Here is a 16,638-nt window from a genome sequence, read left to right as displayed (position 1 = left end):
TTTTTTTGCATAAAGGGATAAACCGGAGGCAAATCATGTCTTTTATTAGAAGCAAATTGAACGGTCTGGAAATGAATCCGCCAAGAATTCTGGCATTGGGATTTATGACTACAATTTTATTAGGTGCTTTATTGTTGAATCTCCCTAGAGCCTCAGTATCAGGAGAAAGCATTGGGTTTATAGATGCCCTGTTTACATCAGCCTCTGCAGTTTGCGTCACTGGACTGGTGGTAGTCAACACTGCTGATCATTGGACTGTTTTTGGACAGGCTGTGATCCTTATGCTTATCCAGATAGGTGGTCTGGGTATCATGACCATGGCCACGATTTTCGCATTGGTATCGGGGAAAAAAATATCACTAAAGGAAAGATTGGTTATAAAAGAGCAGCTCAACCAGGAATCCCTATCTGGTCTCGTAAAGCTTGTAAAGTACGTAATAGCAATGACTTTGTTCATTGAATTTGTGGGAGCTGTTGTATTATCCTATGTTTTTATACCTGAGTTTGGATTGAAGCAGGGAATATGGAATTCATTATTTCATTCTGTGTCAGCTTTTTGCAATGCTGGCTTTGATATCACCGGGAATAGCTTCATGGATTATAATGATTCCACCATTGCAATTGTTGCGATATGCTTCCTTGTAGTGCTTGGAGGGTTAGGATTTTCGGTAATAATCGACTTCTTGAGGCACAGATCATGGAAGAGACTTTCTCTGCATACAAGATTGGTAATCATTATATCATTTTTATTATTAGCGATTGGTACACTGCTTATTCTCGTTTTGGAATGGAATAATCCAGGTACGTTGAAGGATATGACCCTGGGAGACAAGGTTCGAGCAGCATTGTTTGCCGCTGTGGTACCGAGAACTGCAGGCTTTAATTCCATCGATGTTGGAGCAATGATGCAGGCAACTGCATTTTTTACCATAATTCTAATGTTTATCGGCGGCTCTCCGGGTTCAACTGCAGGGGGAATTAAAACCGCAACCTTTGGCGTGGTAATAATGGCGACGATTGCAATTATCAAGGGTGAAAGAGACATTGAGATCTACAAGAAGAGGATACCTCAGGAGACGGTATTTAAGTCCCTTGCGATAGTAACAGTCGGTATGGGAATGATTATAGGAGTTTCTTTTTTACTTACTCTGACTGAAAGCTGGGGATTCTTAGATACGATGTTTGAGGCAACATCTGCATTCGCAACAGTAGGATTATCAAGAGGGCTTACCCCAAATCTAAGCAATGCAGGGAAACTTATCATAATTGGAACTATGTATGCAGGAAGAGTCGGACCTTTGACCATGGCATTTGCATTCGGTTATAATAGGAAGCATAAGAGATACAGATATTCAGAGGGACACATAACTGTAGGTTAACGAGGAGGACTATTATGAAATCTTTTGCAATAATAGGATGTGGAAGGTTTGGTTCAGCTGTTGCCAGAACTCTCCATGAATTGGGGAATGAGGTTTTAGCCATCGACGGCGACCCGGACGTAGTTGAGATGATTTCTCCCAGTGTGACCCATGCAATTCAAGCAGACGTAATGGATGAGGCAGTCATGAAGGAGCTTGGACTGAAGAACTTTGATGTAGTCATAGTCAGCATAGGTACCGACTTGCAGGCATCGATAATGGCGACATTGATAGTCAAAGAGCTAGGGGTAAAGCATGTAGTAACAAAAGCTCAATCAGAGCTCCACGGAAAGGTTTTGAGAAAAATAGGAGCAGACAAGGTGATCTATCCGGAGAGGGATATGGGAGTAAGAGTTGCTCATAACCTTACATCAAAGAGCATAATTGATTACATTGAACTTTCTCCTGACTACAGCATACTTGAAATAAGATCCCTGGAGAGATGGTGGGGAAAAACACTTTCAGATTTGCGCTTAAGGAATAAATACGGTGTAAATGTTATGGCAATAAAAAGAGGAGATCAGGTAAACGTCTCACCTGGTCCAAATGATAAGATTGAAACAGGAGATATCCTCGTGGTTTTGGGAAGTACTGATGAAATTGCTAAGCTGGAACAAAAGGCTGGTGATTAAATGATTGAAATAACATCAATCAACAATCCTGTGGTCAAGGAGATCAATGCTCTTAAAACCAGAAAAGGAAGATGGACAAAAGGTCTTTACCTGGTGGAAGGCTATAAAATGATTACGGAAGCAATCAGAGAGAGCGGGCTTATCGTTAAACTAATCATAAATTCGGATTTTATTGATGCACCTGAGACAGCATCGTTGATATCTGGTATGGAAGCTAAAACTGATGCCATAATCACAAACAGCAAATTGTTCTCGAGACTTTCTGCCATGGACTCACCTCAAGGTGTAATGGCATTAATCAAAATGAAAATCAAAACAATAAAAGAGTTTCCCGGTAAAGGGAGATTCTTGTTTTTGGATGGACTTCAGGATCCAGGTAATTGCGGAACAATAATCAGATCTGCTGATGCTTTTGGCTTTAATGGGTTAGTCATAGGGCCAGGCTCAGTTGATCCATTTAATCCCAAAGCTGTGCAGGCATCGATGGGTTCTATATTAAGATCATCACTATACTTTACTCACGATGGAGCCTCTGATCTGGAGAAACTTAAAGCAAAGGGTTACAAGGTAGCTTCCACTTCAATGGAAGGCAGCGTTGTGCTGAAAGAATACGAATTTACAGATAGGGATATTGTGATTATTGGCAATGAAGGATGCGGTATATCTAAAGAGATATTTGATATTTGCGACCAAAGGATAACTATACCAATGCCAGGAAAAGCTGAATCTCTGAATGCTGGCGTAGCCGCTTCTCTCATAATGTATGAAGCCTCTCTTAATTCCAGATTGTCGGTTGAGTTTTAGTATCCGGGGTGCTATAATTTAGTAAATAATCAGAAATCATTTAATTTACACATTGAAAGGAGTCCGTTATGAAGGATAGACTTGAGGAATTGAGGGATTCTGCCCTCAAGGAGCTGCAAAACGTAGTGGATATGGCTGACCTGGAGAGCCTGAGGGTCAAATTTCTGGGGAAAAAGGGTGAAATCACCTCGATCCTTAGAGATATGGGCAAGCTGTCAACAGAAATGCGCCCTGTAATCGGTCAGATGGCAAATGAGGTAAGGTCAGAGATCGAAGATAAAATATCTGAGGCTAAGGAGCTTCTTAAGGAGAAGATGAAAGAGGCAAAACTTGCTACAGAGACTATAGATGTAACAGTTTCTACAGAAAAACTGGTAAGAGGCCATAGACATCCGCTGATAGCAACAGCTGAGGAGTTGGAGGACCTTTTTATAAGCATGGGTTTCAAAGTAGTGACCGGCCCAGAAGTGGAGACGGTCGAGAATAACTTTGATGCATTGAACACTCCAGATAATCACCCCTCAAGAGATATGTCCGATACCTTCTATATAAATGACCATATTCTGCTGAGAACACAAACATCTCCTGTTCAAATAAGGGCAATGAAGAAATATGGAGCTCCTCTTAGAATGGTTTCGGCTGGAAGGACCTTTAGATTCGACAATGTTGATGACACACACTCGCCAATGTTCCATCAATTGGAAGGTCTGGTCGTTGACGAGAACATTTCCTTAGCGAATCTAATACACACTCTGGACATCTTCGTCAAAGAGTTATTTGGAGATGATATGAAGACCAGATTCAGACCACATTATTTCCCATTTACTGAACCAAGTGCTGAGGTTGATGTAACGTGTATAAAATGCAGAGGAGAAGGTTGTCCTTCATGCAATTTTACCGGTTGGAGCATGGAGCTTTTAGGCTGTGGAATGGTTCATCCTAAGGTTCTTGAGACCTGCGGTATAGACTCTGAAAAGTACACGGGGTTTGCTTTTGGGATGGGGATAGACAGGATTACCATGGTAAAATATGGCATTGACGACATAAGGATGCTGTTTGACAATGACAAGAGATTTCTTGATCAGTTTTAGGGAGGGGATTATTGGATGCTATTACCATTGAAATGGCTTGGAAAATACGTAAATATTGAAATTTCGCCTAAAGAGCTTGCTGATGGTCTTACCTACTCAGGCTCTCACGTTGAGTCAATAACCCGCCTGGACAAGGGAATCGAAAACGTTGTTGTGGGCAGGATAAATGAAATAGAAAGACACCCTAATGCTGATAAGCTTTTTGTGTGCAAGGTTGATTTGGGGGATAAGCTGGAGACTATAGTGACAGGTGCTACAAACCTTAAAAAAGGAGACTATGTGCCAGTAGCAATTAATGGAGCAGTTCTTGCTGGAGGAGTATCTATTGGTTCGACAGTCTTCAGAGGAATAGAATCCAACGGGATGCTTTGCTCACTTCAGGAGCTTGGTTACCCTGATAATGTAATACCAAAGGAAGTAAGAGATGGAATATTCGTATTTGACAAAGAATACCCGCTTGGAGCGGATGCAATCGAATATCTCCAATTGGATGAGGATGTCATTGAGTTTGAGATAACTCCAAACAGACCTGATTGTCTTAGTATATACGGGATGGCAAGAGAAACAGCAGCAACGTTTGGATGGGAATTGGAATATCCAAGGATTTCAATTAAACACGAGGCAGATGATATAAACGATTATACACAAGGCATTTTTGTTGAAACACCAAATTGCAAAAGATATTATTCAAGGGTGGTCAAGGATGTAAAGATTGGACCTTCCCCGCTATGGTTACAAACTACACTTATGAATGCTGGAGTAAGACCAATAAGCAATATTGTAGATGTTACAAACTTCGTAATGCTTGAGCTGGGAGAACCGCTTCACGCATTTGATCTGGATATGCTGCAGGGAAGAAAGATAATTGTGCGACAAGCAAAATCTGGTGAATCATTAACAACTCTTGATGGTACAGAAAGAACTTTGGGAGAAGATGACATAATCATTGCTGATGCAAGTATGCCCATTGGTATAGCCGGGGTAATGGGAGGTCTTGACAGCGAAATAACGCAAGGGACCACCACTGTTCTGCTTGAAGGAGCAAATTTTAGCAGCAGACATATTCGTATGACGTCGAAGAAGTTCGGACTCAGAACAGAAGCTTCATCGAGATTTGAGAAGGGAATCGACCCAAACTTATGCAAGATGGCTGTTGAAAGAGCTTGCCAGTTGATTGAGGAGATTGGAGCTGGAACTGTAGTAAAGGGTGAAATAGATGTCAACCAGTCGACTTCAGCATCCAGAGTATTGACCTTAAGACCTGACAGAGCAAGACTCCTTATAGGGACTGATATAGCTGATGAGGAAATGATAGGATATCTTACAAGACTTGAATTCAAGGCACTCCTGGAGAATGGTCTGATAAAGGCTGAGGTGCCATCCTTCAGAGATGACGTTGAGGGGGAGGCAGACCTTATTGAGGAAGTTGGAAGGATATATGGTTTCCACAGGGTTGAAAGCAAACCTCTTGTAGGTGGCTTGACAAGGGGCGAGAGACCCTATAACAAACAAATGGAGCTTAAGGTGAAGAATGTGATGCAAGGGCTTGGATATAATGAGGTAATGACTTATTCCTTTATTAGCCCGAAGGCATATGATAAATTGAACCTGCCTGAGGATGCACCTGAGAGAAAATACATCAGACTGATGAATCCATTAGGTGAGGACTACAGCACCATGAGGACAACTCTATTGTCAAACATGATGGAGCTTTTGTATAGAAATGAAAAAAGAGGAATAGATGAAGTTCTGGCATATGAGATTGGCTCGGTTTTTATCCCCGGATCACTCCCTGTAACAGACCTGCCTGATGAGAAACAGGTTCTTTCAATAGGAGTATATGGCAGCAAGGATTTCTATTTCGTGAAGGAATCTCTTCAGATGGTATTCGGGAGAATGGGGATCAGGAACTTGAGATTTAAGCCTCTAAGCTCCCATCCGTCCTTCCACCCGGGAAGGACAGCCGAAGTATATTCTGGAGATGAAAGTATGGGGTATTTCGGAGAGATACACCCTGACGTACTTGAGAACTATGACATCAAAAACAAAGTATATGCAGGTGTCATTGATTTTGATCAAATCATAAGACTCGCAAATCCGGAAGTGAAATACAAACCACTTCCAAAGTACCCGGCTGTTACAAGAGATATCGCAGTAGTAGTAGATGAGTCTGTTTTAGTAGGAGAGCTTGAGGAAACCATAATTGAGAATGGAGAAGGTCTTGTTGAAGCAATAAGTCTTTTCGACATTTACAGAGGAAATCAGGTTCAGGATAATAAAAAGAGTGTAGCCTTCTCCATTGTCTACAGGTCATATGAAGGGACCCTCACAGAGGATATAATAAGCAGGATACAAAGAAATACTATCACAGGGCTTGAAAACAAGCATAATGCAAAACTAAGAAGCTGATGGGGGTGGGCTTTGTCCCACCGCCTAAAACTGGCTTGGCAGGTCAAAAATATAGGAGGACGTTATGACGGAAAAGAGAAAGATAAACGTTTTGATCGATGGTCGTAACTTCACAGTAGTGGGCTCAGATGATGAAAGATACATAAGAGAACTTGCTGCTTTCGTAGATAGCAACATAAAGAAGCTTGCCAACAAAAATGAAAGGTTAAGTCCAACTATGGCATCTACTTTGGCTGCCGTAAATATTGCCGATGAATACTTCAAGCTTCAGGCGATTCATAGAGACCTCGAGAAACGAGCCAAGGAACCGCTTGAAAGGTATAATATCCTTAAGAAGGAACTGGAAGAGGCAAACGACAGGGTCAGAGAAATGGAGAACAGAAGCCTGAGCTTTCAGGATGAGATGATAAAAACAAAGCTGTCTAAGGAAGAGCTATTTGGCGAGATCAATAAGTTGAAGGAGAAGCTGGACCTGAGCGAAGCTAGAATAGCTGAGTTGGAGAAAATCAACAAGGAACACAAGGACAATCATTTTAAATCGCAGTTGGAGATCGTGGAGCTGAAAAAGCAGCTGTCTCAAGCGCTGCAGCTTCTGGATGAAATGTAGAACGGAGGAAATTTTTTGAATAAAGGAGTTGAGCTTTTAGCTCCTGTAGGGAGCTGGGAAGCGTTAGTGGCCGCAGTGCAAAATGGTGCCGACGCAGTATATTTAGGCGGCAAGCTGTTTAATGCCAGGCATTATGCCTCCAATTTCAGCGATGAAGAGCTGAAGGAGGCTGTTTCTTATGCACATTTAAGAGGAGTACTTGTATTTGTTACCGTGAACATCCTTATCGATGATTCAGAGATGGAAGAAGCTCTGGACTATACCAAATATCTATATGACATAGGTGTTGATGCCATAATAGTGCAGGACATAGGATATGCATCATTGGTCCGAAAAGCAATTCCGAACTTTGAGATTCATGGGAGTACCCAAATGACTATTAACAACCTTGAGGGTGCTAAGCTGCTTCAGGAGATGGGATTTTCCAGAGCAGTCCTTGCAAGAGAGGTTCCTGCAAAGGAAATCAGAAGTATCTCTGAAAACTGCAGCCTTGAGCTGGAGGTATTCGTACATGGTGCGCTTTGCTATTCATATTCTGGTCAATGCCTTATGAGCAGCTTGATTGGGGGAAGAAGTGGCAACCGTGGAACCTGTGCTCAGCCATGCAGAATGCAATACTCGATAGTGGATGATAGAGGTACGCTGCTTAACAATTGGGATAAGAGTCACTTCTTAAGCACAAGGGATTTAAATACAATAGAACAGATTAGTGAGCTCCTTAGTCTGGGGATAAGATCCTTTAAAATAGAAGGAAGAATGAAGAAAGCAGAATATGTGGCAGCGTTGACATCTGTTTATAGAAGGGCGATAGATGAAGGCAGCTGTGCAATAACAGAGAAGGATAAGAAAAATATAAAGCAAATATTTAATCGAGGATTTACTAAGGGCCTGACCTTTGGTGACTTCGGCAAAGATTTCGTAACACTGGACAGGCCAGATAACAGAGGGATCCGGGTGGGGACAGTGTTAGAATCCGGGAACAGAGGGACAGTCATATTATTAAAGGATAAGATATCGAAGGGTGATGGACTGGAGTGGTTGTCCAGAGATGGTTCAACAAACGGTTTGAAATCACCCAGGGACATATCAGCTAATGAAAGATTTTTTCTCCAGAGAGTTTTTGATGCAAAAGTTGGATCTGATGTCAACAGAACCTCCAGTATTGAACTACTTGAGAACATGAAAGATACCTACAACCTTGATACTAGGAAAACACCTATTATCATGAACGTTAAGATAACCATAGCAGAGCCTCCGATCTTGAAGCTTTCTTCAAAGGATCACCAAGCAGAGGTCAAGGGTGATGTTTTAGTACAGCCTGCTTCAAAGGCTCCTTTGACTAAGACTAAGGTTGAGGAACAACTCGTCAAGCTTGGTGAGACCCCCTTCTATGCTGAAAGCATTTATATTGAGCTGGAGGAAGGATCATTCCTGCCTGTTAAGGAGTTGAACGAACTTCGAAGGAGTGCAGTCCTGCAAATGCAGGAGAAAATTCTTTATTCCAAAGGCAACTCAGAACTAAGCGAAGAAATCTACCGAAGGGCTAAAAAACAAGCATTCAACCTGGTTAGAAAAGATAATACATCAACTGGCCTGAGTGTCAGAGTTAGTTCTCAGCTGCAACTGGATCAAATGGACCTAAGTAAGGTGGACAGATTATATTTAGGATTTTATGAAAATATTGAAAACAACCTGAGGCTTTTAAAAGCCCATGAAGTAGAAACCTACTTCTGGACTGACAGGATCCTTTATCAAAAAGACCTCGAAAGATTGGGCGAAATTGTTAGGGATAATTATGATCTGATTGATGGAATTTCTGTTTCAAATTTAGGCAGCATTATGTATTTCAAGGGATTTGGCAAGAAACTTCATGGTGATTTTGGTCTAAATGCTTTCAATTCCTTGGCTTTGGATTATTTGGAAGGATACGGCCTACACAGTCAGACGATGTCTGTTGAGCTAAATATCGGACAGATTGAAACGATCCTGCGAAAAGTAGGTGGAGTTAAAGAAGCAGTGGTATATGGATATCTGCCTTCAATGGTGGCAAGGAATTGTCCTATGGCAGTCATTAAAGGCTGTAGTGATGACAGCGGATGCAGGAGCTGCCGTTTTGCCCATGGATTTAGGCTAAGAGACAGGATGGGCAAGGAGTTTGCAATGGAGAGAGGGGAAGGATTTACGACGATCTATAATTCAGTTCCATTGATGGTTCCGGAGAGCCTTATCTCTTTCAGAGAGAAAGGGATAACCTTATTTAGACTGGAATTTACAGTTGAGGAAGATATAAGAGATATCCAAAGCCTATACTACGACTACCTCAACGGGAAGATAAATAGAAGTGAGGTAGATGATTTTATGAAAAGCTACAAGCTTGGAAATGAAATAACAAGTGGACACTATTTCAGAGGAGTTCTTGAGAGGTGATTTGATTGAACCTGAAAAGCTTGAAAGTACTTGAATTCTATAAAATTAGAGAAAAACTTTCAGAGAGGACGGAATCCTCTCTTGGAAAGGAACTGGCATCAGTTCTTGTCCCAGCAGTCTCTGTTTCTGAGATTGAGCATCTCCAGAAGGAAACTGGAGAAGCGCTAAGCTTGCTTATGAAGAGAGGTACTCCCCCTCTTTATGGTATACATGCAATTGCATCAGATGTTAAGAGAGCTGAGCTTGGAGGCATGCTTAGTCCTTCAGCTTTACTCAAAATAGGGGAGTCTTTAAGAGTTTCAAGAGCATTGAAAAGCTATATGCGTGAATCAAGGGAAGACAAAACAGACAGCTACACCATTATTGGTGACCTCATCGATACCCTAAGCGTGTATAAGCATATCGAGGAATCTATAAACAATGCCATTATCGGAGAAAATGAAATTTCAGACAATGCCAGCTCAACTCTTAGAAATATAAGAAGACAAATAAGAAGCAAGAACGATGGGATACGAGAAAAGCTAAACAGCATGATCAGCTCATCAACTTATAAGAAATACCTCCAGGACAGCATAATTACTATGAGAGACGGAAGGTATGTAATACCGGTCAAGCAGGAGAATAGGAGCAGTGTTCCTGGTCTGGTGCATGACATATCCTCAAGCGGAGCTACTGCGTTCGTAGAACCTATGGCAGTGGTTGAGCTAAATAATGAATTGAGGGAATTGGAAATAAAGGAAAGAGAAGAGATTGAGAGGATCCTTCTGGAGTTGTCCTCATATGTAGCTGAGGAAGCAGAAGGGATCAGGGGAAATGAGTTGATCCTGTCAAGGATCGACTTCGCATTTGCAAAAGGTAAACTGGCTTTGGATATGAAGGCAACTCAGCCGATCCTGAACGATAGAGGCTTGATAAATATAAAAAAAGCCAGACATCCTCTGCTTACAGGTAAGGTTGTTCCAATAGATGTTTATCTTGGAGGGGATTTCAACACTCTTATCATTACCGGACCTAATACAGGAGGCAAGACTGTAACCTTAAAAACAGTCGGTTTACTTACGCTAATGGGACAATCGGGTCTTCACATACCAGCAGATTTCAATTCACAACTGGCTGTTTTTGATCAGGTTTTTGCAGACATAGGGGATGAACAAAGCATTGAGCAAAGCTTATCAACTTTTTCCTCACATATGACTAACATCGTTCAAATATTCGCAGAGCTTAAAACAAACAGTCTTGTATTGTTTGATGAACTTGGTGCAGGAACAGATCCAGTCGAGGGTGCTGCACTGGCAATGGCTATACTTGATCAACTGAAAAACAGGCAGATCAGGACGCTTGCTACTACGCACTACAGCCAGCTAAAGGTATACGCGTTGACTAGTGATAACGTTAAAAATGCGTCAGTTGAATTCGATGTTGAGACCTTAAGCCCTACTTATAAGCTCCTAATAGGTGTACCAGGTAAATCAAATGCCTTTGAGATATCAAAGAGGCTTGGACTCCCTGAGCATATAATAAATCAGGCGAGGGAACTGGTTTCACAGGAGAACATTGAGTTTGAGGATGTTCTTCAGGCAATGGACAGGGACAGAAGAATGGCTGAGGAAAACAAGCTTGAAGCTGAGAAAATAAAAAAGGAAATTGAAGCTCTGCGAGCAGAGATGGAAAGAGAGCGAAAGAAACTTGAAGAGACAAGGGAGAAAATAATACAAAAAGCAAGAGAAGAAGCTCTGCAAATAGTGAGATCTGCGAAGGAAAGCAGTGATCTTCTTGCAGGGGAGTTAAGGGATCTTGCTGCTGAGTTGGATAAGGAAAAGGCACGAAGGCTTCAGGAAGCACAGGATATGATTCGAGAGGAGCTGAAAAACCGCGAAAGCGCCGCTGGAAACGGGATAAAAGAGGTAATATCCAATAAACCTCCTAAAAATCTCATGGCGGGAGAGTCTGTCGAGGTCCTTACTCTAAATCAAAAAGGTATCGTACTTACTCCGCCAGACGATAAGCAGAATGTCGATGTCCAAATAGGAATAATGAAGGTCACTGTTAAGCTTTCGACATTGAGAAGGTGCAAAGATGAGCAGCCTACGGTGGCTCAAAGGGGAGGGAAAACTTCTCTTGGGGCTAAGTCCAAGACTATCAAGACCGAGTTGGATCTAAGAGGCAAGAATATCGAGGAAGGGATTCTTGAGGTGGATAAGTATTTGGATGATGCTTACGTGTCGGGGCTCAAAGAGGTATTTATAATCCATGGCAAGGGTACGGGAGCATTAAGAGAGGGAATAAAGCAGTATATGAAAACTCATAGGCATGTTATGACAATGCGCGCAGGCAAATATGGTGAGGGCGGAGATGGTGTCACTGTAGTTGAGCTTAAGTGAGTAAGATTTGACATCTCTTATATCGTAATCAAATAATGTTGAAAATAATGTGATTATAGGGTATATTTAAGTAATAAATATTGAGTCAGAGATGGGAAAAGTACTCAGATGGATATCAAAGCGAGCCGGGGTTGGTGTAAGCCGGTGATTGAAATCAAAAGGAAAAGAATCCCTGAGACTGCGAGAGTACGTCGATCGCGTTAAGATCTCAAGCGGGCATAATTGCCAATAAGAGTGGTACCACGGGATAGCTCTCGTCTCTTGCAGGAGATGAGGGCTAATTTTATTTTTAGGAGGAGATTGAATGTTAATATTTAAGGACAAAGCAGTGGACCTGCTTTCTACGATCATAACCGATCTGGAAAGGGAAGAACTGGATAGCCTGATAGAGATCCCACCATCGTATGATATGGGGGATTATGCATTCCCCACCTTCAGGCTGGCTAAAGTTTTGAGAAAAGCTCCGGACATTATAGCACAGGATCTGGCTGACAAACTGAAGGAAGATGATAACTTTGAAAAAATTGAAGCGGCTGGACCCTATCTCAATTTTTTCATAAGCAGGGAAAAACTTGCACAAACGACTATTTCCGAGGTATTAGAGAAAAAAGAATTGTATGGCTCCTCGAATATCGGAGAAGGGAAAAAGGTTATAGTAGAATTCTCATCACCTAATATTGCAAAACCCTTCCATATTGGGCATATACGTACTACAGTAATTGGAAATTCCCTTGCCAAAATATACAAGTTCCTTGGATTCGATACTATTAAGATCAACCATCTTGGAGATTATGGTACTCAGTTTGGTATGCTCATATCTGCATTCAAAAAATGGGGGGACAGAGAGGTCATAGAAGCCAACCCAATTAAAGAGCTTCTTGCTCTTTATGTAAGATTCAACACAGAAGCCGAAAACGATCCTCAGCTTAAGGATGAGGCAAGATACTGGTTCAAGGAGCTGGAGAACGGAAATCAGGAGGCTTACGAGCTATGGCAATGGATAAGAGAGATTAGCCTTAAGGAGTTTAGCCGAGTATATGATATGCTGAAAATAGACTTTGACTCCTATGCAGGGGAAAGCTTCTATTCCGATAAAATGCCTGAAGTACTTGAGGAAATGAAGGCGAAGGGAATAGTTAAGGAATCTGAGGGTGCCCTGATAGTTGATCTGGAGCCATACGGAATGCCTCCTGCTTTAATTATGAAAAAGGATGGCTCAACGCTTTATACGACAAGAGATATTGCAGCAGCTATCTATAGAAAGAATCATTACGATTTCTATAAAAATCTATATGTTGTAGCTTCTCAACAGAACCTTCACTTCAAGGCATGGATGAAGATCGTGGAGTTGATGGGGCATGAATGGGCGAAGGATTGCATTCACATTCCATTCGGGATGGTCAGCCTGGAAGAAGGGACTTTATCCACAAGAAAGGGCAGAGTAGTATTCCTTGAGGATGTTTTAAATACAGCCATTGAAAATACAAGAAAGATAATTGAGGAAAGAAACCCAGGCCTGGCTGACAAGGATGAGGTTGCAAAGCAGATAGGTATTGGAGCAATACTATTTCAGGAATTATTTAACCAAAGAATAAAGGATTATGTCTTCAATTGGGACAGGACCCTGAGCTTCGAAGGAGAAACCGGGCCATATGTTCAGTATACCCATGCTAGAGCAAATTCACTTTTAGAAAAGGGTGGATTTGACGATAAAGGCAAGATCGATTATAGTCTCTTAACCAATGAAGATGAGACCAATATTATCCGACTTATCTACAACTTCCCGGACACAATAGTCGATTCCATGGAGAAGAACGAACCATTTTTTATCACCAGACATATCGTTGATCTGGCAAAGGCATTCAACAAATTCTATAACAGTACCTCAATCATAGTTGAGGATGAAACTCTCAGGAACACAAGGCTTGCACTGACTTTCGCAACAAAAACAGTAATCAAGACAGGATTAGGACTTCTTGGTATAGATGCACCGAATAAAATGTAAAAAAGAGACTTTGTCAAATTGACAGAGTCTCTTCCTTTAGGTATTCCAGAAATCTCTCCTGTGGCATTTCGGCAAGAGACGCCAGTTCCTGGAGGATATTGTTCCTCAGCTGAAGGAATTGATCAATATTAGTTGATTTACCTGTATACTCAAGGGCTTCAATGATCAAAAGCATGTCATCCTTAGACATTTCCTGTATTGAAATTCTGTCGAAATCAAAGTGTTTCATTTTTTGTCCCCTTTCAAATGTTCTTTCACTATTCTATAATGTTTAGGATAAAGATTCAATAGCCTACAGGCAAAATCGATTGGCACGCGCGTTCTTTTGTTGTAGAATATGATTACAGTCAAATTCCTGTAAGGAAGGTATTGCGATGAAGACTTTATTGGTTGCCCTAAACTCAAAATATATACATTCAAACCTAGCTATTAGATATCTTAAGGCATATGCTGGTGAGCTATGCGATATTAGGATTGAAGAATTCACAATAAATCAGAGAGTCGACTCAATAGCCGCCGAAATATTTCGCATTAAAGCTGATATAGTGGGTTTTTCCACCTACATTTGGAATATCGAAGAGGTACTGGATATTTCGAGAATTATAAAAATCGTATCTCCAGAAACCCGTATCCTACTTGGTGGCCCGGAGGTATCCTATGATCCGGTTGAGATACTTCAGAGTAATAGATTTATAGATATTGTTATTTACGGAGAAGCTGAAGAAACCTTCAGAGAGTTGATCACTGGAAAGAATGTAGATGAAATTGATGGTTTAGCCTATAGAAAAGGGGATGAAGTATTTATTAATCCTCAAAGACCACTTATAGAGAATCTTGATGACATTCCATTTCCTTACTCGGAGAATGACGGCTTGGAAAATAAAATAGTGTATTATGAGGCATCCCGTGGGTGTCCATTCAATTGTTCATTCTGCTTATCTTCAACAATTCCTGGTTTAAGGCGATTCTCAATAGATAGAGTGAAAAGAGAATTGGACTTCTTGATAGGCTCCGGTGCCAGACAGATTAAATTCGTAGATAGGACATTTAATGCAGATAAGAGCTTTGCACATCAGATAATGGAACACATAGCTCAAAACTCAAAGCAAATGACAAGCTTTCATGCAGAAATTTCAGCCCACCTTGTTGATCATGAGCAGTTGGAATTTTTCAAAGGACTAAGGAAAGGGTTGTTCCAATTTGAAATCGGGGTCCAGTCGACCAATCAGGATACTATAAATGCAATTGGCCGGATTACTGACTTCAATAAACTGAAGGAGGTTTCAAAGACCATAGCTTCATTCGGTAATATTCACCAACATCTGGATCTTATTGCAGGACTTCCATTTGAGGATTATCATAGATTTAGTAAATCCTTTGATGATCTCTTTGAGATAAATCCTGAAAAAATACAATTGGGATTCCTCAAGCTCCTAAAAGGGTCGAGGCTTCGGGATGAAGCTGAGCTTTATGGATATGAGTTTCTGGAAAAAGCTCCCTATGAGGTATTAAAGACAAAATGGCTAAGCTACGAAGATATAATCAGACTAAAAGACATTGAAGAATTGGTTGAAAGATACTATAATGAAAGGCTTTTCAAGTACAGCATTACACATATATCCATAAAATATTTTGAATCTGCATTTAGATTTTTTGAATTATTTTCAGATTACTGGAGAAGGTCGAAGCTGTATGATCAAGCACACAGCAGGGAATCCTTATACAATATTCTATTTGAATTCTGTAAAAGCATGGATATTGAGGATATGGCTCTTATAACTGACCTTATTAAGCTGGATTTTTATGTAAACAATGATTTGAATAAGCTTCCAAAAGCTTTCGGCAAAACTAATTCTCTTGAAGGGTCCACACTTCACGATCTTTTGAGGAAGACTGAATTAGTTAAAACCTATATACCAGAGGAGCTTGAGACATCAATAAAGGATCTTATTAAAAGGATCAAAGTTGACTATTTTAGTACGGACATATTCCAACTTATTAAGGCAGCTCCACCATACTCTTATTCTGAGACAAAAACCGCAGTCATGATCTATAGTCCTCCTATGAGAAAAGAGGATAAAAAAATATTTGATGTAACAAAATTTGTCAGGGAGGTATTGGTTTGAATATCATTCAAGATATAGCATACGTTAACGGAGAAGTATTAAAAAAGACGACAGAAAACGTCAAGGAAAATCCTCAGGTACTGTTTTTAGGATTTGCATATGTAATTGTCGGGATTGGGGTATCATTTCTGATGAACTATCTCCTCTCAGGACCAATTGGCATATTCGGTGGTATCATAATGGCGATACTGCAAAGTGCACTTGTATCAAGCTATCTCTTCGTATTAGGGAATGTAATAGTCTATAATCGTTTTCGGTGGAAAGATGCCAGATATGGATTGACTCATTACCTTTGGAAGGTATATGGAATATTTTTCATATTTTATATATCAAATATGGTGCTTAATCTCTTAGCCGGAATCATTGGAACGATCATTTACACAATATATTGGGTACTGCCTTTGATAATATTATTACTCCTTAATCCATTGCCTGAAGCGATATACATTAAAGACAGAGATCCACTTGACACGATTATATATACTTTTGGATTTATGAAAGAGAACTGGCTAAATTGGCTGATTCCGAATATTGCTTTTATGTTTTTGATATATGTTTTCACAAGTGGCATCTTCAGCTCGGAGATTTTAGGAAGTGGCTCTGGAGGAATTGTGTGGTTTATTATGCTTATTGCTTCAGGAGTGGTTATTTCTGTCGGGATGTTATATAGAGGGCATCTATTTGCACTGCTTAATGGATCGACCAGAAGAAAAAGGCAGTTCATGCGAAAATTTTAGG

Annotated in this window: 12 protein-coding genes; 11 read left to right on the top strand and 1 reads right to left on the bottom strand. The window is 40.7% G+C overall.

The window, feature by feature from the left end; genetic code table 11:
• The first annotated feature begins 35 nt into the window (after positions 1–35).
• From EC328_RS07040 to argS, 9 genes are all read left to right on the top strand, one after another.
• Complete coding sequence (locus EC328_RS07040) at positions 36–1,379, top strand: TrkH family potassium uptake protein (protein ID WP_128426118.1); 1,344 nt, start codon at positions 36–38, stop codon at positions 1,377–1,379.
• A gap of 14 nt (positions 1,380–1,393) precedes the next feature.
• Positions 1,394–2,050, top strand: a complete 657-nt coding sequence (locus EC328_RS07035; protein WP_128426117.1) for a potassium channel family protein — start codon at positions 1,394–1,396, stop codon at positions 2,048–2,050.
• Positions 2,051–2,854, top strand: coding sequence for a TrmH family RNA methyltransferase (locus EC328_RS07030; RefSeq protein WP_128426116.1), 804 nt, complete (start codon positions 2,051–2,053; stop codon positions 2,852–2,854).
• 68 nt (positions 2,855–2,922) lie between these two features.
• A complete protein-coding gene (gene pheS / locus EC328_RS07025) occupies positions 2,923–3,945 on the top strand; it encodes a phenylalanine--tRNA ligase subunit alpha (protein ID WP_128426115.1) in 1,023 nt (340 codons plus the stop codon).
• 15 nt (positions 3,946–3,960) lie between these two features.
• Entirely contained in the window at positions 3,961–6,354 is a 2,394-nt protein-coding gene (pheT, locus tag EC328_RS07020; RefSeq protein WP_128426114.1) for a phenylalanine--tRNA ligase subunit beta, read from the top strand.
• 64 nt (positions 6,355–6,418) lie between these two features.
• Positions 6,419–6,961 carry a cell division protein ZapA gene (locus tag EC328_RS07015; protein WP_128426113.1) on the top strand — a complete coding sequence of 181 codons (543 nt, stop codon included), beginning with the start codon at positions 6,419–6,421 and terminating at the stop codon, positions 6,959–6,961.
• Between the two features lie 15 nt (positions 6,962–6,976).
• Positions 6,977–9,388 (top strand): U32 family peptidase, encoded by a 2,412-nt coding sequence (locus tag EC328_RS07010; RefSeq protein WP_128426112.1) that lies wholly within the window; start codon positions 6,977–6,979, stop codon positions 9,386–9,388.
• Between the two features lie 5 nt (positions 9,389–9,393).
• Complete coding sequence (locus EC328_RS07005) at positions 9,394–11,769, top strand: endonuclease MutS2 (protein ID WP_128426111.1); 2,376 nt, start codon at positions 9,394–9,396, stop codon at positions 11,767–11,769.
• Between the two features lie 304 nt (positions 11,770–12,073).
• Positions 12,074–13,774: an arginine--tRNA ligase gene (gene argS / locus EC328_RS07000; protein WP_128426110.1), complete on the top strand. Its 1,701-nt coding sequence runs from the start codon at positions 12,074–12,076 to the stop codon at positions 13,772–13,774.
• Positions 13,775–13,787: 13 nt separating this feature from the next.
• Here argS and EC328_RS06995 read toward each other — a convergent pair whose 3' ends face one another.
• Positions 13,788–14,003, bottom strand: coding sequence for a hypothetical protein (locus tag EC328_RS06995; protein WP_128426109.1), 216 nt, complete (start codon positions 14,001–14,003; stop codon positions 13,788–13,790).
• A gap of 145 nt (positions 14,004–14,148) precedes the next feature.
• Here EC328_RS06995 and EC328_RS06990 point away from each other — a divergent pair, with 145 nt between their 5' ends.
• Together EC328_RS06990 and EC328_RS06985 are read left to right on the top strand one after the other, a co-directional pair.
• On the top strand, positions 14,149–15,900 hold the full coding sequence (locus EC328_RS06990) for a B12-binding domain-containing radical SAM protein (protein WP_128426108.1): 1,752 nt from the start codon (positions 14,149–14,151) through the stop codon (positions 15,898–15,900).
• Entirely contained in the window at positions 15,897–16,637 is a 741-nt protein-coding gene (locus tag EC328_RS06985) for a hypothetical protein (RefSeq protein WP_128426107.1), read from the top strand. The genes EC328_RS06990 and EC328_RS06985 overlap by 4 nt, the downstream gene beginning before the upstream one ends.
• Position 16,638 lies beyond the last annotated feature (1 nt).

It is taken from the genome of Gudongella oleilytica, from assembly GCF_004101785.1.
GTDB classification, from domain to species: Bacteria; Bacillota; Clostridia; order Tissierellales; family Tissierellaceae; genus Gudongella; species Gudongella oleilytica.
Note: the sequence above shows the minus strand (reverse complement) of the source record. Positions and strands in the feature narration are given on the sequence as shown.

Coding starts and splice junctions, on each gene's coding strand:
- EC328_RS07015 (WP_128426113.1), top strand. CDS start 6,419: ATGACGGAAAAGAGAAAGATAAACGTTTTGATCGATGGTCGTAACTTC.
- EC328_RS07035 (WP_128426117.1), top strand. CDS start 1,394: ATGAAATCTTTTGCAATAATAGGATGTGGAAGGTTTGGTTCAGCTGTT.
- EC328_RS07040 (WP_128426118.1), top strand. CDS start 36: ATGTCTTTTATTAGAAGCAAATTGAACGGTCTGGAAATGAATCCGCCA.
- pheT (WP_128426114.1), top strand. CDS start 3,961: ATGCTATTACCATTGAAATGGCTTGGAAAATACGTAAATATTGAAATT.
- pheS (WP_128426115.1), top strand. CDS start 2,923: ATGAAGGATAGACTTGAGGAATTGAGGGATTCTGCCCTCAAGGAGCTG.
- argS (WP_128426110.1), top strand. CDS start 12,074: ATGTTAATATTTAAGGACAAAGCAGTGGACCTGCTTTCTACGATCATA.
- EC328_RS07030 (WP_128426116.1), top strand. CDS start 2,051: ATGATTGAAATAACATCAATCAACAATCCTGTGGTCAAGGAGATCAAT.
- EC328_RS06990 (WP_128426108.1), top strand. CDS start 14,149: ATGAAGACTTTATTGGTTGCCCTAAACTCAAAATATATACATTCAAAC.
- EC328_RS06995 (WP_128426109.1), bottom strand. CDS start 14,003: ATGAAACACTTTGATTTCGACAGAATTTCAATACAGGAAATGTCTAAG.